The organism is Flavobacterium channae, from assembly GCF_021172165.1.
GTDB lineage: Bacteria > Bacteroidota > Bacteroidia > Flavobacteriales > Flavobacteriaceae > Flavobacterium > Flavobacterium channae.
Genome location: NZ_CP089096.1, coordinates 2,325,782 through 2,345,721, shown reverse-complemented (window position 1 = coordinate 2,345,721; position 19,940 = coordinate 2,325,782). Strand labels below are relative to the sequence as shown.

Sequence of the window (19,940 nt, the reverse complement as noted above, 5' to 3'; positions counted from 1 at the left end):
AATCCAAGATTTCTAATTCTGAATCAATTTTTTGAGGTATTTTCTTGTTCTCGATACATTCCAATGAAAAATTGGAACACTCGAACTGACGAAAATGTTTTGATTTCGTAACATTTTGCTTTTCATTTTATTAAAAAAATATGTTGGTATAATTAAATAAAAAAAACACGTTTCTTCAACTAAATGAGATGAAACGTGTTTTTAATATACTGTGAAATTTTATTACTTTTTCTTTTCTGGAAGTAATTTGAAATAGGTTACAACAAATTTATTGTCTTTTATTTCTCCAATAACCTCCGCTTTTCGAATTGCAAAGCAAAAACCATCATCAGCGTGAGCATCACCATGATCGTCTATGGTAGTTCCTTCAACGAAATAGGATTTTCCATCGATACGAACCGCTAAATCACAGCCCTTTTTTTCAGTCATAGCAAATTTGCACTGACCACATGACACTTCAACGATTCTCTTTTCTTCAGTTTTTTTCTCTTGCGAAAAACCATTAAAAAAACTTAAAAAGAAAAAGAATAGAACTAATTTTTTCATTTTTTAACTATTTACTTTTACTAATGTAGCAATTTTTTTTGCTCGTTCTACAATTTCTTCAATTGGAGAATCTAAATTGTCATAATTTAACACAACGCCCATTCTTCTGTAGGGTCTTGATGTTGGTTTTCCAAAAAGTCTAAAATCTGTTTTTGGTAATCCTGCAATATCTTCAATTCCAGAAAAAGTAGGATTGGTTGAATTTTCGGATGCTAAAATTACGGCACTAGCCCCATTTCGTTCAAGTGTAATTTCAGCAATTGGTAAACTTAAAATGGCTCTTAAATGCAATTCAAATTCGTTGAAATTTTGTGTTCCGGCTAAAGTTACCATTCCGGTATCATGAGGTCTTGGTGATAATTCTGAAAAATAAACACCTTCATTAGTTAGGAAAAATTCAACACCAAAAAGACCAGCACCACCTAATGCTTCAGTTACTTTTTTAGCCATATCTTGAGCTTCAGCTAGATCTGCATCTGAAACTTTTGCTGGTTGCCAGCTTTCCTGATAATCACCTCTTTCTTGTCTGTGTCCAATAGGTGCGCAAAACAAGGTTGGATTGTTGTTTTGAGTAACAGTTAACAAGGTAATTTCAGAATGAAAGTTTACAAAAGCTTCCACGATTACTTCAACAACATCGCCGCGAGAACCTTCGACAGCATATTTCCATGCTTTTTCAATATCTTCTTCTGATTTTATAGTTGATTGCCCTTTGCCAGATGAACTCATTAATGGTTTTACAACACATGGAATTCCAACTGCAGCAACACTCGATTTCAATTCTTCGGCTGTTGTCGCGTATTGGTATTTTGCTGTACGTAATCCTAAATCTTTAGCCGCTAAATCTCGAATAGCTTTTCTATTCATAGTAAAGTTTGCCGCTTTAGCAGATGGAACAACGGTTATTCCTTGTTTTTCGTAATCATAAAATCGTTCTGTACGAATTGCTTCTATTTCAGGAACAATAAAATCAGGATTGTGTTTTGCAATTATTCTATCTAATTCTGCACCATCTAACATATTAATTACTTCAAAACCATCTGCAACTTGCATAGCAGGTGCGTTTTCGTAACTATCAACAGCAATTACTGTTTGACCAATACGTTGTGCTGCAATTACAAATTCTTTTCCAAGTTCTCCTGATCCTAGTAATACAATTTTTTTATTCATAATTTTTATAAAAAAGCCCCAAGAAAACTTGGGGCATATAGTATTAAGCTACTGCTTCTTTAATTCTTTTTACGGCTTCTCTTAATAATTCTTCGCTAGTTGCATATGATAAACGAATACAGTTTGGATTTCCAAAAGCATCACCAGTTACCGTTGCAACATTTGCTTCGGCTAATAAGTACATAGCAAAATCATTAGCGTCTTTTATTTCTTTACCTCTTAAAGTTTTTCCAAAATAATATGAAACATCTGGGAAGAAATAGAAAGCTCCTTCTGGTTTGGTTACTTTAAAACCTGGAATTTCTGATAACAAATCATAAACAATAATACTTCTTTGGTAAAAAGCATCTACCATGTATTTGATTTTTGATGGCTCAGCTTCAATAGCAGCAATAGTTGCTCTCTGTGCAATAGAATTAGCTCCTGAAGTTACTTGACCTTGAATTTTTGTACATGCTTTTGCAATAAATTCTGGTGCGCCAATATAACCAATTCTCCATCCAGTCATGGCGAAAGCTTTAGCAACTCCGTTTACAGTGATTGTGTTGTTTTCCATTCCTGGAATTGAACCAATACTGCAATAAGTTCCAGTATAATTAATGTGTTCGTAAATTTCGTCAGAAACAACATACACGTTTGGATGTTTTTTTAACACTTCAACCAATCCTTCTAATTCTGCTTTGCTGTAAATCATTCCAGAAGGATTACAAGGAGAACTGAACCACATCATTTTAGTTTTTGGTGTAATTGCAGCTTCTAATTGTGCAGGTGTAATTTTAAAATTTGTTTCAATTGAAGTTGGAACTTCAATAGGAACACCACCAGATAATTTTACAATTTCTGAATAAGAAACCCAATATGGAGCAGGAAGAATAACTTCGTCTCCATCGTTTAACATTACTTGAGCAATATTATATAAAGATTGTTTTGCTCCAGTTGAAACAACAATTTGAGATGGTGAAAAATTTAAGTTGTTATCTCTTTTAAATTTTTTACAAATTGCTTCTTTTAATTCTGCATAACCTTCTACTGGTGTGTAAGCTGAATAATTTTCGTCAATTGCTTTTTTTGCAGCTTCTTTGATGTAGTCTGGAGTGTTAAAATCAGGCTCTCCTAAACTAAGGCTGATAATGTCTTTTCCTTGTGCTTTTAATTCTCTAGCTAAAGCTGCCATAGCTAACGTTTGTGATACAGCTAAATTGTTGATTCTGTCCGATAACGGGTTCATTGTGTGTTAGTTATTATAGTTAATACAAAAGACGCGATTTCTCGCGTCTCTTAATTTATTATGCTAATTGTGGTTTTCTGCCAAGTTCTCTTAAGTGCTTAAAGTGCGATGCAATTGCCTCTCGAGTAGTTTTGAACTCATGATATGGTAAGTTGCATTCTTTTGCAGTTTGTTTTACAATTTCTGCAATCTTATCATAGTGAATGTGGCTAATGTTTGGAAAAATATGGTGCTCAATTTGGTGATTTAAACCACCTGTGTAATAATTTACAATCCAATTTTTAGGTGCGAAGTTAGCAGTTGTAAATAATTGGTGAATAGCCCAAGTGTTTTCAATTTCGCCATTTTCATCTGGCATTGGGTTTACAGTATCTTCTACAACATGTGCTAATTGGAATACAATACTTAAAATTAATCCCGCAGTGTAGTGCATTACTACGAAACCAAATAAAACTTTCCACCAAGTAATTCCTAAAAGCATTGGTAAAACTAACCAAATTGAGAAATAAATTGCTTTTGTAACAATCAAAGTTGTCCATTGGAATGCTGGGCTTTTTGCTTCTCCGTAAGATAATTGTCTTTTTAAATAACGTTTCATTTGAAGGAAGTCAGTAGTGATAGCCCAATTGAAAGTTAATAATCCATACAAGAAAACAGAATAATAATGTTGAAATCTGTGGTGACTATACCATTTTGCAGTTTTAGAAAAACGTAAAATTCTTCCCGCTTCTAAATCTTCATCGTGACCAATAATGTTGGTATATGTATGGTGTAAAACATTGTGTTGTACTTGCCAGTTATAAACATTTCCAGCTAAAATATAAATACTTCCGCCCATTAATTTGTTTACCCAAGATTTTGTTGAATATGCACCATGATTTCCGTCATGCATTACGTTCATTCCAACTCCTGCCATACCGATACCGATAACGACATTAAGTAATAAATATACCCAGAAAGGCATATCCATTGCTAATAAGAAGAAGTATGGTGTTAGAAAAAGGCTGAACATCACAATTGTTTTTAAGTGCAATTTCCAGTTTCCAGTTTTGTTTATTTTGTTTTCTTTAAAATAGTCGTTTACTCGTTTATTTAAAGTTCTGAAAAATTTCAGATTGTCCTCTTTTGAAAAAATCGGGGTTGTGGTATTCATATTTTAATATTCAAATTTCGTCAAAGATAATTATTATAATTTTTTCATTTATGATAATCATCATTTTTTATTCACTAAAAAGCGTATTTTTGTGTAAAATTTAACTAATGGAAGCCATTTTAATGCAATTTCCTGATTTATCTGATAATCAAATACTTCAGTTTCAAAAATTACAAGGTTTATACGAAGATTGGAATGCCAAAATTAACGTGATTTCACGAAAAGATATCGACGAATTATATACGCGTCACGTTTTACATTCACTTGGGATTGCAAAAATTATCGAGTTCCGCCCAGGTTCTAAAATTATGGATGTTGGAACAGGTGGTGGGTTTCCTGGAATTCCATTAGCAATTTTATTTCCAGAAGTTGATTTTTATTTGATTGATGTAATTGCGAAAAAAATCCGTGTAGTGAATGAAGTAGCTGCAAGTTTAGGATTAAAAAATGTAAAAGCCGAACAAAAACGTGCCGAATTAGTGAAACAAGAATTTGATTTCATTGTAAGTCGTGCCGTAACCAATATGCCTGATTTTGTAAAATGGGTCGATGATAAAGTAGCTAAAAAACAAAACCACGAATTAGCTAACGGAATTTTATATTTAAAAGGCGGCGATTTAACCGAAGAATTAAAGGATTTCCCAAAAGCAACACAATATAATTTATCCGATTTCTTTTCAGATGAGTTTTTTGAAACTAAGAAAGTGGTGCATTTGCCGTTGAAGTATAAGAAATAGGTGAATAGTGAAAAGTAATTAGTGTTTAGCTATAAAAAGTAAAACCCGATTTTCAAATGAAAATCGGGTTTTTTATTTCTACTTCGTATTTCGGATTAACCTAAAAACGGATATTTATAATCTTCTGGTGTTACGAAAGTTTCTTTAATTGTTCTAACTGAAGCCCAACGCAATAAGTTTTGAGATGAACCTGCTTTATCGTTAGTTCCAGAACCTCTTGCTCCTCCAAATGGTTGCATTCCTACAACAGCACCTGTTGGTTTATCGTTGATGTAGAAGTTTCCTGCTGCATTTTGTAAAGCAACGGTTGCTTCTTCCACTGCATAACGACATTGGCTGAACACAGCGCCTGTTAAAGCGTATTCTGAAGTTTCGTCAACTAATTTTAATGTTTCAGACCATTTTGCGTCTTCGTAAATATAAATCGTAACCACTGGTCCGAATAATTCCGTACACATCGTGTTGTATTTTGGATTTGTAGTTAAGATAACCGTTGGTTCAATGAAATAACCTTTTGATTTATCATAATTTCCACCCATGATTACTTCAGCATCGCTATCGTTTTTAGCTTGATCAATGTAACGTGCTAATTTATCAAATGAAGGTTCTGAAATAACTGCTGTAATGAAATTGCTCATGTCTTCTGGAGAACCCATTTTCATTGAAGCTAAATCTGCTTCTAAATGTGATTTTACTGCTGGCCATAAACTTTGTGGAATGTAAACACGTGATGCGGCACTACATTTTTGTCCTTGGAATTCAAAAGCACCACGAGAAATTCCGGTTGCTACTTGTTTTGCATTAGCTGATGGATGTGCAATGATGAAATCTTTTCCTCCAGTTTCTCCAACAATTCTTGGATACGTTTTATAAGTTGCAATATTATTTCCGATAGTTTTCCAAATGTCGTTGAAAACTCCTGTTGATCCTGTAAAGTGAACTCCAGCTAAGTGTGGATTTGATAAAATTACATCTGAAACCATTCCAGAATCTCCCATTACCATATTGATAACACCATCTGGTAAACCTGCTTCTTTGAAAACTTGCATAATTACATTAGCAGAATATACTTGAGTTGCAGCTGGTTTCCATACAACAACATTCCCCATTAAAGCAGCGCTCGATGGTAAATTTCCTGCGATAGCTGTAAAGTTAAATGGTGTAATTGCGTATACAAATCCTTCTAATGGTCTGTATTCAACTCTATTCCACATATCTGAAGTAGATGCTGGTTGATCCGCGTAGATTTTAGTCATGAATTCTACGTTGTAACGTAAGAAATCAATTAATTCACAAGCCGAGTCAATTTCTGCTTGGTGAATTGTTTTTGATTGCGCAATCATAGTTGCTGCATTGATTTTAGCACGGTAAGGACCAGCTAATAATTCAGCCGCTTTTAAGAAAATACTAGCGCGATTTTCCCAAGATAAAGCTGCCCAATTTTTACGAGCTTCTAAAGCAGATGTAATTGCTTTTTCAACTAAAGCTCTATCTGCTTGGTGGTAAACTCCAACAACATGTTGGTGATCATGTGGAGCCGACATTTTTTTAGTGTCGCCTGTTTTGATTTCTTCTTTACCAATATATAAAGGAACTTCAACTTGAGCGTTCCACATTTTTGAATAAGTTGCTGCAACAGCTGCTCTTTCAGGAGAACCTGGAGCATACGATTTTACGGGTTCGTTAACCGCTTTTGGGACATTAAAGAATCCTTTTAACATGGTGTTGTAATTTAGCTTCCTCAATTAGGACATTGTCCTTGAGTGAAAATTAGACAATATTTTGTACTGTTTTATGGTTTAATTGTAAACCAATGCAAAAATACGAAGTATATTTTGAATTATCGATAACAAAAGTTACTTAGCTTAAAAGAGATAACTTTTAATTAATAGCAAAAGGTGCGCTAAGTTTGAAAGTAGGAATAATAACTCTAAAGCTTCTTGTTGAGGTAAAATTCACCATATTGAAATAACCTTTCATGGCTCCAATTGGAGACGAAAGTAAACAACCTGAAGAATACGTGTATCTTTCACCTGGTTTAATAACTGGTTTTTTTCCAATTACACCTTCGCCATCTACAACTTCTAAAGTGTTTAAAGCATCGTAAATTTCCCAGTGACGTGTGGTTAATTGAACCGAATCTTTACTTTGGTTTTCGATAGTAACATGGTAATTAAAGGCAAAATGAATCTTATAGTTCTTGAAGTAAGTTCCTTCAAAACTAGTTAAAACTGAAATCTTTATGCCTTTTGTTATTTGACTAACCATAGTTTAAAATAAAATTATTCCAATCAACATCATTACTAAAGTGCAAATGCCTAGAAATAAAAAGAATAACGGATTCAAAAGTATAAATTTTAAAATAGTTATCCAACGGCTTTGTTGATAAAAATTTCTTAAAGATTTATAAAAGTATATTGGGAAGAGAATTGCAAACGAAATTCCTGAGATAAAAGTTGCTAATCCACTACTTACGAAATCAATAAAATTGAAAACCATTAAGCAAATAAACATAAAAGTAAAAAAGCTATATGAAAATACTAAATGCTCTGTATAATTGATGTTTTTAGAGTAAAATACCATCCAAAAAATTAAAGTCAAGATTGGTAACGATAAAAAGATGAAGAAAGGAAGTTTTTCATAGAAATAATCAAAAATTTCTCGTTCAATTTCATTGGTTTTAAATAGTCGCGCTTTGTGATAAAAAGTTTTGTTTAGAAAACTAACTTCATGACCAAGTTCTTTAAGAGCCTGTTCGTCTGTTTTTTCAGGATATTTTTTGTGAAAATTTCTAAACGATAAAATTGTATACATAAATGGTTTTGATCCAGAAGAAATGTTTTCGTCTATAAATTGCTTTGTGTAAATAGAATCTTTGCTGTATTCAATAGTGTCATTTATTATTTTATTTACATAGTCTTTTTTTGATTTGGACTTTGTTTGAGAATTTGGTTGGTAATACTATCTTTAATTTGTCTTTCTTTATTTAAATCTTTTTCAGTTATTTTTGTGTTAGAATCCGAATCGCCCTCAGTTAAATTAAAAGAAATGAATAGTAATAAAGAAACACTTAAAAATAAACGAAACGGATTAGCGTAAGTATGTCTTTTACCTTCGTTAAATTCTTTTGCTAAAACACCTGGTTTAGTAAAAATGGAAATAATAGAGTTTCTTAATCTTGAGTCGTAAGCGTAAAAGTTTGCAAAAAACTCTTCAATAAAATCACTAATGGTTAGTTTTTTTGTTGAGTTTAATTGACCACAATGATGACAGAATTTTTCGCTTATGTCTAATGCTGTTCCACAATTTAAACACTCAGAACCTCTGTATTTTAAATCTTTTCTACCCATTTTTAATTACGTATAACTTCGCTGTTTGTATTGGCAATTCCAATTACTCTATCGTATCTTTCGTTGTTTCCTTTGTAATATACTATTGCAGTATAATTATTTTCTGTTTGAAAGAAGTTTCCATCAATTGTGTTTGCGTAATCAATTTTTCCTGATTTATCGGTAACAACGTATTGATAATTGGTAAAACCTTGTTTTAATAAAATTGCCTTTTCATACAAACCAGAATTTTTATTGAATTCCATTTTAAATTCTTCTGTTAAAGCATAATTATTAAACATGCCAACAATGTAGATGTTTTTGTCTAACATGTTTGGAGTGTTTAAAGCAAAATATACCCAAGAATAATCAGCTTGAATTTGTGAATTTGAAGAATTGGCATTTTGAATAAAAAAGTTGCCATTTATATCAGGGAAATAGGTGTAAGGATGTGTTCTTCTTGGGGTATTTACATATAAATAAGTGTTGTAAATATTGTCTCCCGAAGTTACTTGAGCAACAGTGTTATTTGTTGCTCGGATGATTTTATTGTCAATCGTATAAGTTTCATTTCCACCCCAAAATTGTGTTTCTTTATTGTATCTGTAAATTAGTTCAGAACCAATTGTGTATTGTGGTTTTACATTGGAAATACTATTTTCCCAATTTCCATTTTGAAAAATAGTGACTTTTACATTTTGGATAGGATTTTGAAGTGTTCTGTCTCCGTAATTTATAGTCATTTCAATGTTTTGTTTTTCATTGATGCTGTCAAAATCTCTAGCTCTTCTAACGAGTAAACCTACTGAAACTTGTTCTTCGTAAATCACAACCCTTCTTGAAAAAACCACTTCAGATTCGTCGTTTAAAACCGAAATTAAGTAGTTACCACTTTTCGTAATTTGGTTAAAACGATTTGGAAATACTTGTGTGTAATGAGAATAAAGTTGTAAGGTATTAAACGAATTTTCATAAGTAATAATTCGTTGGTTATCCATTCCATTCAAATATTCCACTTTTGCTAAATCGGTAGGAGCAGACCAGTCATAATTGAATTGTGTAATAGTGTAATAGTAATCGGCTTCGTCTCCGTATAAATCATCAAATTGAAGTTCAAAAACTTCCCCTAATTTAAAGTAAGGAACCACATTATTTCTATTTTGAACAAAAGAAATGGTTTTAATATTAAACGGAGGTTCTTGTTCAATTCCTGATTGAGCCAAAACAATTTGGCAAAAAAGCAAGCAAATTATGTAGCTAATTTTGTTCATTTTATATGTAATAAGAATGTAAAAATAACAAAAGTTTGAAAACAAATACCATTCCAATTCATATATTAATCTTAATTAATTTAGAATAATTATAAATAAAGCAAATCTCCAACTTTATTTTTGGTTCGCTATAATGTATTTGATTAAATTTGCACGTTTTATAGTAAATTTTTTAACATTCATATCTTCAAAAATATGTCAAAAGACATTCGAATTAAAAAAGGTTTAGACCTTAAGTTGAAGGGTGAAGCGGCTCATAAGATAGCTGACACCACTCGCTCGAAAGTCTATGCTGTTAAACCTTCTGACTTTCATGGAGTTAATCCTAAGATGGTTGTAAAAGAAGGTGATAACGTAAAAGCGGGAGAAGTGATTTTCTATTCTAAAGCAGATGAGAAAGTTAAGTTTGTTGCTCCTGTAAGCGGAAAAATTCAAGAAATCAAACGTGGTGAAAAAAGAGTCATTTTAGAGATTCTTATTGCTGCAGATTCTCAAGATGTTTTCGTTGAGCATAGCAAGAAAAATCCTAACGATTTATCAACAGAAGAAGTAAAAGCACATTTGTTAGCTTCTGGATGTTGGCCATTTATCAATCAGCGTCCTTATGATGTGATTGCTAATTCAGCTGATACTCCAAAAGCTATTTTTATTTCAGCTCATGCAACAGCTCCTTTGGCAGCGGATGTTGAGTTTGTTTTAGCTAACAAATTAGAGGCTTTTCAAGTTGGTATCGATGCTTTAACGAAATTAACATCAGGTAAAGTTCATTTATCAGTTAAAGGAAAAGGAAAATCTATTTTTAGTGATGTTAAAGGTGTTTCTTTACATCAAGTATATGGTCCTCATCCTGCTGGAAATGTTGGAGTTCAGATTGCAAAAATTTCTCCTATTAACGCAGGTGAAAGAGTTTGGACAGTAACACCACAAGATGTTGCTATTATTGGAGAATTATTTTTAACTGGGAAATTTAATGCGACAAGAACCGTTGCTTTAGCAGGTTCTGAAGTTAAAGATGCTCAATATTACAACGTAATTTCTGGTGCAGCTGTTTCTGATTTAGTTGCTGGTAAAATTGAAGGTGATAACGTGAGAGTTATTTCTGGAGATGTTTTAACAGGAGCTAAAGTAAATATGGATGGAAATTTAGGTTTCTATAGTAATACGGTAACTGTAATTCCTGAAGGAAATGTTTACAGAATGTTTGGATGGATGCCATTTGCGTCGCCAAGTGTTCATAGTGCATCAAGAACAGGATTATCATGGTTAATGCCAGGAAAAAAATATGCACCTAACACCAATTTAAACGGTGAAGAAAGAGCTTTAGTTGTAACAGGAGAAATGGAAGCAGTTATGCCTCTTGATATTTTTCCAATGCAATTATTAAAAGCTTGTTTGGCAAGTGATATCGATAAAATGGAAAGCTTAGGAATTTACGAAGTAGCTCCAGAAGATTTTGCTTTAATTGATTATACTAACACATCTAAATTAGAAGCACAACAAATCATTCGTGAAGCTCTTGATTTAATGATTAAAGAAGTAGGATAATAGCTATGAAGTTTTTAAGAGATAAAATAGACCAAATTAAAAAGCCTTTTGAGAAAGGGCAAAAATTTGAAAAATTTGCACCTGCAATCAATGCATTAGATACGTTTTTATACGTGCCTAATCATACTACAAAGCATGGAGCACATATTAGAGATGCTGTAGATTTAAAGAGAACCATGATTACTGTGGTTTTAGCTTTAGTTCCAGCTTTATTATTCGGGATTTATAATGCAGGTTACCAACATTTTATTCAATTGAATGATGGTGTTTTACCTCCATTTATGGATATCTTCTTACACGGATTGTGGAAAGTGTTACCAATGATTATTGTTTCTTATGCAGTAGGATTAGGTATTGAGTTTGCTTTTGCAATTTTTAGAGGTCACGAAGTAAACGAAGGATACTTAGTATCTGGTTTATTAATTCCAATGGTTATGCCAGTTGATTTCCCATTGTGGATGTTAGCTATTTCAGTTGCTTTTGCAGTTGTTATTGGTAAAGAAGCTTTTGGAGGAACAGGAATGAACGTTTTCAACCCAGCCTTATTAGCACGTGCATTTGCATTCTTTGCTTATCCTACATTTATGTCGGGAGATAAAATTTGGGTTAGTGATGCTTCAACTATTGATGGAGTTTCAGGAGAAACAATTTTAGGTTCATTAGCACAAGGTAAAGAAGTAGCGTACTCAACTATGGAAATGTTCTTAGGATTTATTCCAGGTTCAGTAGGTGAAACTTCTGTGTTAGCTATTTTAATCGGTGCATTTGTGTTAATTGCAACAGGAGTTGGTAGTTGGAAAATTATGGTTTCTGGAGTAGTTGGTGCTGCTGCAACGGCATTAATGTTCAATGCTGTAGGTTTAACTGCTTTAATGAACTTTGATTGGGTAAATCATTTAGTAGTTGGAGGTTTTGCTTTTGGTATTGTGTTTATGGCAACAGATCCTGTATCTGCAGCTCAAACTGATAAAGGAAAAATCATTTATGGTTTATTAATTGGATTCTTTAGTATCACTATTAGAGTTTTCAACCCTGCATATCCAGAAGGAGTAATGTTAGCTATTTTATTAATGAACACTTTAGCTCCAACTATCGATTATTTCGTAGTTAATGGAAACATTACTAAGAGAAAGAAAAGATTGGCTAAAGCAAAACAATTAAAATCTGCGTAATCATGAATAGAGAAAGTAACGGATATACATTTTTGTTTGCGACTGTTATGGTTGTTTTAGTAGCTTCTGCTTTAGCATTTGCTGCAACAGCTTTAAAGCCAGATCAAGAAGCAAACATTAAGAAAGAAAAAATGCAGTACATCCTTAAATCGTTTGGAGTTGCTGTAGATAGAGATGCTTCTGAAGAGGCATATAAAAAACACATTATTAGTGAAGCTGTTTTTGATGAAAACGGTAACGAAATAAGTAAAGAAGCTTTTACAGTTGATATTGCTAAAGTAAAAGGGAAATTTCCAATCTTTAATGCAGAAAAAGACGGTAAAAAATTCTATGTTATTCCAGTAAGAGGAATGGGATTATGGGATGCTATCTGGGGATATGTTTCAGTTGATGAAAACTTAAAAGTAGATGGTATCGTTTTTGATCATAAATCAGAAACTCCAGGATTAGGAGGAGAAATTACACAAGATTATTTTCAAAAACGTTTTGTTGGAGAAAGTATTTTTGATGCTAATGGAAACTTACAAGGTCTTAAAGTAATCAAAGGATATGCTGGTGGAGATGATAAAGCAGACGGTGAAGTTGATGCAATTTCAGGAGCTACTTTAACAGGAAATGGAGTAACAGAAATGTTAGTAAGAGGTTTAAAACCTTATGAGAAGTATTTAAAATCTATTAAAAAATAATCGTCATGGCAGAAAACAACAAAGAAGGATTATTTTCAAAAAGTAATATTAAGTTAATTACAAATCCATTTAATGACGATAACCCAGTAACAGTTCAAGTACTTGGTATTTGTTCTGCTTTAGCGGTAACTGTTCAAATGAAAAATGCCTTTGTAATGGCACTTTCAGTAACGGCGGTTGTTGCGTTAAGTAACGTTATTGTATCTTTAATTAGAAATTTAATTCCTAACCGTATTCGTATTATTGTTCAGTTAGTAGTAGTAGCTTTATTGGTAATTTTAGTAGACCAAATCTTAAAAGCTTATGCTTACGACGTAAGTAAACAATTATCGGTATTCGTTGGATTAATTATTACAAACTGTATTGTAATGGGACGTTTAGAGGCTTTCGCTTTAGGTAACGGTCCATGGAAATCATTTTTAGATGGTATTGGAAACGGATTAGGATATGGAATTATCTTAATGATTGTAGCTTTCTTCAGAGAATTATTAGGTTCTGGAAAAATCTTCGGAATTGAAATCTTAGGAAATGCAGTAGATAAAACTGGAGCATATGCACACGGATATGTTAATAATGGTTTTATGTTATTAGCACCAATGGCTCTTATTACAGTAGGTATTGTTATCTGGGTACAAAGAGGTATCAACAAAAAATTAATTGAGAAAAAATAATAGCTATGTTTGAATATATCAATATATTTTTAAAATCCATGTTCATTGATAACATGGTGTTTGCATACTTCTTAGGAATGTGTTCATTCTTGGCTGTATCTAAAAAAGTATCAACTGCTATTGGATTAGGAATTGCGGTAACTTTCGTACAAGTAATTACAGTTCCATTAAACTATTTAATTTATAAATATGTTTTAGAAGCAGGTGCTTTATCTTGGTTAGACCCATCTTTAAAAACGATGGATTTAAGTTTCTTAAATCTTATCATCTTTATTGCGGTTGTTGCAACGTTAGTTCAATTAGTAGAAATGATTGTTGAGAAATTCTCTCCATCATTATATAACTCATTAGGTATCTTCTTGCCACTTATCGCGGTTAACTGTGCTATTTTAGGAGGTTCATTATTTATGCAATTACGTGTAGATACTGGTGCTTATCAAAATATCGGTCACGTTGTTACTTTTGGTTTCTCATCTGGTTTAGGTTGGATGATTGCAATTGTAGCTATGGCTGCTATTCGTGAGAAAATGGAATATTCTAATGTTTTAGCTCCATTAAGAGGTTTAGGTATTACTTTTATCTTAACAGGTTTAATGGCTGTAGGTTTCATGAGTTTTGGTGGTATTGATCTTAACGCATTAAACAAAAAGCCTGAGGTTAAAGTTGAAGCTCCAGCTCCAGCAGTTGTTGAAACTCCAGTAGTTGATTCAGTTCAAGTAGCTGTTGATTCTGTAAAAGTAGATTCAACTCAAACAGTTAAATAATAGTATAACATTAAAAATTGAAATTATGTTTGAATTAATTACATATTCGATTTTAGCTTTCTTAGCGCTAATTTTACTAATGGTGTTTATGCTATTATACGCAAAATCAAAATTAGTAAACTCGGGTGCTGTAAAGATTAAAATTAACGGTGAAAACGAAATTGAAGTAGGTGGAGGTGCAACACTTTTAACTACTTTAGGAAATAATAAAATCTTTTTACCATCTGCTTGTGGTGGTGGGGGTTCTTGTTTACAATGTAAATGTAAAGTATTAGATGGTGGTGGTGAGCCATTACCAACAGAAATACCAAACTTTACTCGTAAAGAATTAGCTGAAGGATGGAGATTAGGATGTCAGGTTAAAGTAAAACAAGACATGATTATCGAAGTTCCAGAAGAAATTTTTGGTATCAAAAAATTCGAAGCAAAAGTATATTCTAACTACAATGTAGCTTCTTTCATTAAAGAGTTTATTGTTGAGTTACCAGAAGATATGCACTACGAAGCTGGAGGTTATATACAAATTGAAATCCCTTCTTGTGAGGTTAAATTCACGGATATCGATATTACTGCTCACCCTGTGGAACACCCAGGTGAACCAGATAAATTCCAAGTAGAGTGGGATAAGTTCAAATTATGGCCTTTAGTTATGAAAAATAACGAATTGGTTGAAAGAGCTTACTCTATGGCTTCTTACCCTGCAGAAGGAAGAAAAATCATGTTAAACGTTCGTATTGCTACACCTCCATTTGATAGAGCTACTAACGATTGGATGAAAGTGAACCCTGGAGTTGCTTCTTCTTACGTTTTCTCTAGAAAAGCAGGTGATACAGTAACGGTTTCTGGTCCTTATGGTGAATTCTTCATCAATGAGTCTGAAGCTGAAATGTTGTATGTAGGTGGTGGAGCTGGTATGGCACCAATGCGTTCGCACTTATATCACTTATTCCGTACAGTTAAAACAGGAAGAAAAGTAACCTATTGGTACGGAGGTCGTTCTAAGCGTGAGTTATTCTATGTAGATCACTTTAGAGCTTTAGAGAAAGATTTTCCTAACTTTAAATTCCATATCGCTTTATCAGAGCCTTTACCAGAAGATAACTGGAAAGTGAAAGATGGACCAAATGGAGAAGGAGATGGTTTCGTAGGATTTATCCATAACGTAGTTATCGATAATCACTTGAAATTACACGATTCACCAGAAGATATCGAATTCTATTTCTGTGGACCACCAATGATGAATAACGCAGTTGTAAAAATGTGTGACGATTGGGGTGTGCCAAAAGAAAATGTTCGTTTCGACGACTTCGGAGGTTAATCCAAATTTTATATATCAAAACCGATTCAGAAATGAGTCGGTTTTTTTATGCATTCAAATAGAATAACTACCTTTGTATCATGGAAGCATTATCACTACAAGACTTACACCATTTGGCCATGAATCACGTGGGAAAAGAACTTGAAAAAAAAGGATTTGAGTTTATTGCTATTAACAGCCAATTAAAAAAACACCCACAATTTGTTTGTGTAGATAAACCTACAAACACATTGCATTTTGTAATGGTACAAGCCGTTACCTATCCAGATAATCCTGCCGAATATGATGTGGTTTTTATGGAAACTTTCATTAATCATGCTAAAGAGAAAAAAGCTAAAGTTTTATTTGCTGGTGTAGGTTTTGCTAATGCAGAAGATTTCGAAAAACCGATTTTAAAAAATCAAGATTATATTTTAAATTATGAAGGAATTAAAGAGATTTTGTAGTTTTCTTTTTGTAACTGTTTTGTTTGTTTCGTGTACTAAAACAAGTGACTTTTTTACCATTCAAGGCGAAGCACAAGGAAGTACCTATTCTATAAAATATATTGCTAATGAAGAAAAAGTAACTAAAAATCAAATTGATTCTTTGTTAACTGCTTTCGATTTATCACTTTCAACTTATCGACCTGATTCTAAAATTTCTAAAATAAATACTGGAGATTCAACTGTTGTTGTGGATGATTTCTTTACTGAAACATTCCAACTTTCCAACCAAATTTATAAAGAAACGAATGGTTTATTCGACCCAACAATTGGTGTTTTAGTAAATGCGTACGGTTTTGGCCCCAATAAAAAGCACCAAGATTTAGCTCCAAAACAAATCGATAGTTTGTTACAATTTGTAGGTTTTAATAAAATTGCTTTAAATCTAAATAAAACCATTTCAAAAAAACACAACCAAACTTTCATCGATTTTAATGCAATTGCGCAAGGTTATTCAGTTGATGTTGTTGTGAATTATTTAAAATCGAAAGGAATTGAAAATGCCATTGTCGAAATTGGAGGTGAATTATTTGCTCTCGGTAAAAACACGATTGATAATAAAAATTGGGTTGTAGGAATAGATGATCCTTTACAAAAACCTGAAGAACGTACATTAATTGCTAAAGTAAATTTAGAGAATCTTGGAATGGCAACTTCTGGTAATTATAGAAAAGTAATGATTGATGAAAAAACAGGTGAAAAATTTGTTCATATCATTAATCCTAAAACAGGAATTGCTCAAAAAAACAATGTTTTAAGCGCTACTATCTTGTCAAAATCTGCGGGTTTGGCAGATGGTTATGCAACAGCTTTTATGTTGATGAGTTTAGATGAAAGTAAAGCTTTTTTACAAAATCATCCTGAATTATATGTCATGCTTTTATATTCGGATTCGAATAATAAGATGCAGCAGTTTACAACAGAAAATTTCAAGAGTTTAATAAAAGACTAATTCTAAATAAGAATTTAATTGTTAAAACTTGCATAATAAACTTTTGATTTTGTAGTTATAAAGATAATTTTATCCAAACAAAATCAAATTTTATGAAGAAATTTCAATTTTCTATTTCTTTATTGCTGTTTGTTCAGGCATTTCTTTTTGCTCAGGACTACAAGCTTGAAGATCCTATTCCGACTGATCCAAATGTAAAAATCGGAAAACTTTCTAATGGATTAACGTATTATATCCGTAAAAATGCAAAGCCTGAAGATAAGGTAGATTTACGTTTAGTAGTTAATGCTGGTTCTATCCAAGAAACGGATGAACAACAAGGTTTGGCGCACTTTATGGAACACATGTGTTTCAATGGTACTAAACGATTTCCAAAAAACGAATTGGTAAATTATCTTCAAAGTATTGGAGTTAAATTTGGACAACATTTAAACGCTTATACTAGTTTTGATGAAACTGTTTACTTTTTACCAATTCCGTCAGACGATAAAGAGAAAGTTGAAAAAGGATTTCAAATATTAGAAGATTGGGCTTTTAATACAACATTAACTCCTGAGGAAATTGATAAAGAAAGAGGTGTCGTTTTAGAAGAATATCGTTTAGGTCTTGGTGCTGATAAGCGAATGATGGGACGTTTTATGCCTAAAATGATGTATAATTCGTTATATGCGAAACGTCTTCCTATAGGTCAAAAGGAAATTTTAGAAAACTTCACGTATGACAAATTAACTAGTTTTTATAAAGATTGGTATCGTCCTAATTTAATGGCGGTTATTGTTGTAGGTGATATTGATGTGGCTGAAATGGAGAAAAAAATTATTGCACATTTTAGCAATTATAAAAATCCTAAAAAACAAAAAGAAAGAAAAACGTATGATGTTCCTAATCACAAAGAAACTTTTGTAGCAGTAGAATCAGATAAAGAAGCTGCATTTACTCAGGTTCAATTGTTGTATAAAGATTATGATGCTCCTAAGAAAATGGTTACTATTCGCGATTTTAAAGAGTATTTAGCAAAAGGTCTTTTTTCAACGATGTTGAATAATAGATTAGAAGAATTACAAAACAGTCCAAATCCGCCATTCAATTTTGGTTATACATATCATGGAGGAACTTGGGCAAGAACAAAAGAAGCGTTTCAATCTTTTGCTATGGTTGCACAGGATAAACAACTTGAGGCATTAAAAGTTTTGGTAAAAGAAAATGAAAGAGTAAGACAGTTTGGATTTACTCAAGGTGAATTGGATAGAGCTAAAGCTGAATTTTTATCACAAATTGAAAGACAATACAACGAAAGAGAAAAAAGTGAATCTGAAAATTTTGTTTCAGAATATCAATCTAATTTCTTAGAAAAAGAACCTATTCCAAGTATTGAATGGACGTTTGATATCTTTAAAAAAATGTTGCCAACCATTACTGTTGAAGAAACAAACGGTTTGATTGCAAAATATTTAAAAGAAGATAATAGAGTAGTTGTTTTAACTGGACCTGAAAAAGATGGATTAGTAAAACCAACAGAGCAAGATGTTTTAAATTCATTAGTTGTAAATAAAAATGAATTAACTGCTTATAAAGAAACAAAAGTTTCTGAAAGTTTATTGAGAAATCAAGTTAAAGAAGGAAGCATAGTCTCTAAAGAAACAAATGCAAAATTAGGAACAACAACATTAAAACTTTCAAATGGTGCTACTGTTGTTTATAAAAAGACTGATTTTAAAAACGATCAGGTAATGTTTGAAGCTATTAGTTTTGGAGGTTCAAATTTATTTTCAAATGATGAAATGGCTAAAGTTTCATTAGCAATGGGAGGTTTATCTGAAGCAGGTTTTTCTGGAATGTCTAAAAATGATATCAATAAATTCATGACAGGAAAAATCGCAAGAGTAAATCCTTATGTTGGTGGAATTTATGAAGGATTAAATGGTTCGTCTACTCCGAAAGATTTAGAATATTTATTCCAAATGACCTATGCTTATTTTACTGATTTGAATTTAGATAAAGATGCTTTTGCAGGTTTTATTTCAAAACAGAAAGGATTTATGGCAAACATGATGTCGCAACCAGCGTCTTATTTTTCAAATGAATTTTATACTTATTTAAACAAAGAAAATCCTAGATATAAAGGTTTTCCAAAAGAAGAAGATTTTGATAAAGCTGACTATGAATTAGCATATAAAAAATATAAAGAACGTTTTGCAAATGCTGCCGATTTTAATTTCTACTTTGTTGGAAATTTTGACGAAGCGCAATTAGAATCTTTTGTAACTAAATATATTGCTTCATTACCTTCAGATAAAAACACTAAGGAAAAAGCAAAAGACCTTGGTTATAGAATGTTAAAAGGAACACATAAAAAAGTTGTTAATAAAGGAAAAGATCCGAAAAGTAATGTGAATATTTTGTTTTATGGCGATACAAAATACGACGCAAAAGAAGCTTTTATATTTAAAGCAATTGGTGATGTATTGACTATTAAATTAGTTGAAGAGCTAAGAGAAAATGAAAGCGGAGTTTATGGAGTAGGAGCTAGAGGAAGTATGAGTAAAGTGCCTTACGGAAGTTATAATTTTTCAATTTCATTCCCATGTGGGCCAGAAAATGCTGAAAAACTTACAGAATCGGCATTAAGAGAATTAAATAAGTTAATTACAAATGGTCCAGAACAAAAAGATTTGGATAAATTTAAAGAAGCTTCAAGATTAGAATATAAAGAAAACTTAAAGGAAAATAGATATTGGATGACAATATTAAAACGTGCTTATACCGATGATGTTAATCCAGAGGAGATATTCCAGTTTGAAGAAAAATTAAATGCATTAACAGTTAAAGATCTTCAAGATATTGCTAAAAAGTATCTTTCTAAAGATAAAGTAATAGGTATGTTAATGCCTGAAGAATAAAGGGGTTGTTGTT

19 protein-coding genes are annotated in these 19,940 nt (G+C 32.2%); 10 read left to right on the top strand and 9 right to left on the bottom strand.

Features of this window, described 5'->3' with window-relative positions; genetic code table 11:
• Positions 1–222: 222 nt before the first annotated feature.
• From LOS89_RS10895 to LOS89_RS10880, 4 genes are read right to left on the bottom strand one after another with little or no spacing between them, the layout of a single operon-like run.
• Entirely contained in the window at positions 223–546 is a 324-nt protein-coding gene (locus LOS89_RS10895; RefSeq protein ID WP_231835276.1) for a DUF6370 family protein, read from the bottom strand.
• Between the two features lie 3 nt (positions 547–549).
• Entirely contained in the window at positions 550–1,716 is a 1,167-nt protein-coding gene (gene purT / locus LOS89_RS10890) for a formate-dependent phosphoribosylglycinamide formyltransferase (protein WP_231835275.1), read from the bottom strand.
• 43 nt (positions 1,717–1,759) lie between these two features.
• Positions 1,760–2,944, bottom strand: a complete 1,185-nt coding sequence (locus LOS89_RS10885; protein WP_231835274.1) for a pyridoxal phosphate-dependent aminotransferase — start codon at positions 2,942–2,944, stop codon at positions 1,760–1,762.
• Between the two features lie 58 nt (positions 2,945–3,002).
• Positions 3,003–4,097 (bottom strand): fatty acid desaturase family protein, encoded by a 1,095-nt coding sequence (locus LOS89_RS10880; protein WP_231835273.1) that lies wholly within the window; start codon positions 4,095–4,097, stop codon positions 3,003–3,005.
• Positions 4,098–4,204: 107 nt separating this feature from the next.
• Between LOS89_RS10880 and rsmG the strand changes: the two genes are divergently transcribed.
• On the top strand, positions 4,205–4,834 hold the full coding sequence (rsmG, locus tag LOS89_RS10875) for a 16S rRNA (guanine(527)-N(7))-methyltransferase RsmG (protein WP_231835272.1): 630 nt from the start codon (positions 4,205–4,207) through the stop codon (positions 4,832–4,834).
• 95 nt (positions 4,835–4,929) lie between these two features.
• Here rsmG and pruA read toward each other — a convergent pair whose 3' ends face one another.
• The 5 genes from pruA to LOS89_RS10850 form a co-directional block, all read right to left on the bottom strand.
• Entirely contained in the window at positions 4,930–6,555 is a 1,626-nt protein-coding gene (gene pruA / locus LOS89_RS10870) for an L-glutamate gamma-semialdehyde dehydrogenase (RefSeq protein ID WP_231835271.1), read from the bottom strand.
• Positions 6,556–6,715: 160 nt separating this feature from the next.
• Complete coding sequence (apaG, locus tag LOS89_RS10865; protein ID WP_231835270.1) at positions 6,716–7,102, bottom strand: Co2+/Mg2+ efflux facilitator ApaG/CorD; 387 nt, start codon at positions 7,100–7,102, stop codon at positions 6,716–6,718.
• Between the two features lie 3 nt (positions 7,103–7,105).
• Positions 7,106–7,648 (bottom strand): hypothetical protein, encoded by a 543-nt coding sequence (locus tag LOS89_RS10860; protein WP_231835269.1) that lies wholly within the window; start codon positions 7,646–7,648, stop codon positions 7,106–7,108.
• A gap of 95 nt (positions 7,649–7,743) precedes the next feature.
• A complete protein-coding gene (locus tag LOS89_RS10855; protein ID WP_231835268.1) occupies positions 7,744–8,184 on the bottom strand; it encodes a DUF3667 domain-containing protein in 441 nt (146 codons plus the stop codon).
• 2 nt (positions 8,185–8,186) lie between these two features.
• A complete protein-coding gene (locus tag LOS89_RS10850) occupies positions 8,187–9,434 on the bottom strand; it encodes a type IX secretion system plug protein (protein ID WP_231835267.1) in 1,248 nt (415 codons plus the stop codon).
• 195 nt (positions 9,435–9,629) lie between these two features.
• On the opposite strand from LOS89_RS10850, the gene LOS89_RS10845 reads away from it, so the two are divergent.
• From LOS89_RS10845 to LOS89_RS10805, 9 genes are all read left to right on the top strand, one after another.
• On the top strand, positions 9,630–10,979 hold the full coding sequence (locus LOS89_RS10845; RefSeq protein ID WP_231835266.1) for a Na(+)-translocating NADH-quinone reductase subunit A: 1,350 nt from the start codon (positions 9,630–9,632) through the stop codon (positions 10,977–10,979).
• Positions 10,980–10,984: 5 nt separating this feature from the next.
• Positions 10,985–12,151: an NADH:ubiquinone reductase (Na(+)-transporting) subunit B gene (locus LOS89_RS10840; protein ID WP_231835265.1), complete on the top strand. Its 1,167-nt coding sequence runs from the start codon at positions 10,985–10,987 to the stop codon at positions 12,149–12,151.
• A 2-nt stretch (positions 12,152–12,153) separates the two neighbouring features.
• A complete protein-coding gene (gene nqrC, locus LOS89_RS10835; RefSeq protein ID WP_231835264.1) occupies positions 12,154–12,837 on the top strand; it encodes an NADH:ubiquinone reductase (Na(+)-transporting) subunit C in 684 nt (227 codons plus the stop codon).
• 5 nt (positions 12,838–12,842) lie between these two features.
• Positions 12,843–13,508, top strand: coding sequence for an NADH:ubiquinone reductase (Na(+)-transporting) subunit D (locus tag LOS89_RS10830; protein ID WP_231835263.1), 666 nt, complete (start codon positions 12,843–12,845; stop codon positions 13,506–13,508).
• Positions 13,509–13,513: 5 nt separating this feature from the next.
• Positions 13,514–14,272, top strand: coding sequence for an NADH:ubiquinone reductase (Na(+)-transporting) subunit E (gene nqrE / locus LOS89_RS10825; protein ID WP_231835262.1), 759 nt, complete (start codon positions 13,514–13,516; stop codon positions 14,270–14,272).
• A 25-nt stretch (positions 14,273–14,297) separates the two neighbouring features.
• Positions 14,298–15,590 (top strand): NADH:ubiquinone reductase (Na(+)-transporting) subunit F, encoded by a 1,293-nt coding sequence (gene nqrF, locus LOS89_RS10820; RefSeq protein WP_231835261.1) that lies wholly within the window; start codon positions 14,298–14,300, stop codon positions 15,588–15,590.
• 80 nt (positions 15,591–15,670) lie between these two features.
• Entirely contained in the window at positions 15,671–16,036 is a 366-nt protein-coding gene (locus LOS89_RS10815; protein ID WP_309508550.1) for a DUF8840 domain-containing protein, read from the top strand.
• Positions 16,011–17,027 (top strand): FAD:protein FMN transferase, encoded by a 1,017-nt coding sequence (locus LOS89_RS10810; protein ID WP_231835260.1) that lies wholly within the window; start codon positions 16,011–16,013, stop codon positions 17,025–17,027. Before LOS89_RS10815 ends, LOS89_RS10810 begins: the two co-directional genes overlap by 26 nt.
• 92 nt (positions 17,028–17,119) lie before the next feature.
• Positions 17,120–19,927 (top strand): M16 family metallopeptidase, encoded by a 2,808-nt coding sequence (locus LOS89_RS10805; protein WP_231835259.1) that lies wholly within the window; start codon positions 17,120–17,122, stop codon positions 19,925–19,927.
• Positions 19,928–19,940 lie beyond the last annotated feature (13 nt).

What these genes read in the sequence shown, in the direction of transcription:
- LOS89_RS10895 (WP_231835276.1), bottom strand. Translation starts at nt 546, where the DNA reads ATGAAAAAATTAGTTCTATTCTTTTTCTTTTTAAGTTTTTTTAATGGT.
- purT (WP_231835275.1), bottom strand. Translation starts at nt 1,716, where the DNA reads ATGAATAAAAAAATTGTATTACTAGGATCAGGAGAACTTGGAAAAGAA.
- LOS89_RS10885 (WP_231835274.1), bottom strand. Translation starts at nt 2,944, where the DNA reads ATGAACCCGTTATCGGACAGAATCAACAATTTAGCTGTATCACAAACG.
- LOS89_RS10880 (WP_231835273.1), bottom strand. Translation starts at nt 4,097, where the DNA reads ATGAATACCACAACCCCGATTTTTTCAAAAGAGGACAATCTGAAATTT.
- rsmG (WP_231835272.1), top strand. Translation starts at nt 4,205, where the DNA reads ATGGAAGCCATTTTAATGCAATTTCCTGATTTATCTGATAATCAAATA.
- pruA (WP_231835271.1), bottom strand. Translation starts at nt 6,555, where the DNA reads ATGTTAAAAGGATTCTTTAATGTCCCAAAAGCGGTTAACGAACCCGTA.
- apaG (WP_231835270.1), bottom strand. Translation starts at nt 7,102, where the DNA reads ATGGTTAGTCAAATAACAAAAGGCATAAAGATTTCAGTTTTAACTAGT.
- LOS89_RS10860 (WP_231835269.1), bottom strand. Translation starts at nt 7,648, where the DNA reads ATGTATACAATTTTATCGTTTAGAAATTTTCACAAAAAATATCCTGAA.
- LOS89_RS10855 (WP_231835268.1), bottom strand. Translation starts at nt 8,184, where the DNA reads ATGGGTAGAAAAGATTTAAAATACAGAGGTTCTGAGTGTTTAAATTGT.
- LOS89_RS10850 (WP_231835267.1), bottom strand. Translation starts at nt 9,434, where the DNA reads ATGAACAAAATTAGCTACATAATTTGCTTGCTTTTTTGCCAAATTGTT.
- LOS89_RS10845 (WP_231835266.1), top strand. Translation starts at nt 9,630, where the DNA reads ATGTCAAAAGACATTCGAATTAAAAAAGGTTTAGACCTTAAGTTGAAG.
- LOS89_RS10840 (WP_231835265.1), top strand. Translation starts at nt 10,985, where the DNA reads ATGAAGTTTTTAAGAGATAAAATAGACCAAATTAAAAAGCCTTTTGAG.
- nqrC (WP_231835264.1), top strand. Translation starts at nt 12,154, where the DNA reads ATGAATAGAGAAAGTAACGGATATACATTTTTGTTTGCGACTGTTATG.
- LOS89_RS10830 (WP_231835263.1), top strand. Translation starts at nt 12,843, where the DNA reads ATGGCAGAAAACAACAAAGAAGGATTATTTTCAAAAAGTAATATTAAG.
- nqrE (WP_231835262.1), top strand. Translation starts at nt 13,514, where the DNA reads ATGTTTGAATATATCAATATATTTTTAAAATCCATGTTCATTGATAAC.
- nqrF (WP_231835261.1), top strand. Translation starts at nt 14,298, where the DNA reads ATGTTTGAATTAATTACATATTCGATTTTAGCTTTCTTAGCGCTAATT.
- LOS89_RS10815 (WP_309508550.1), top strand. Translation starts at nt 15,671, where the DNA reads ATGGAAGCATTATCACTACAAGACTTACACCATTTGGCCATGAATCAC.
- LOS89_RS10810 (WP_231835260.1), top strand. Translation starts at nt 16,011, where the DNA reads ATGAAGGAATTAAAGAGATTTTGTAGTTTTCTTTTTGTAACTGTTTTG.
- LOS89_RS10805 (WP_231835259.1), top strand. Translation starts at nt 17,120, where the DNA reads ATGAAGAAATTTCAATTTTCTATTTCTTTATTGCTGTTTGTTCAGGCA.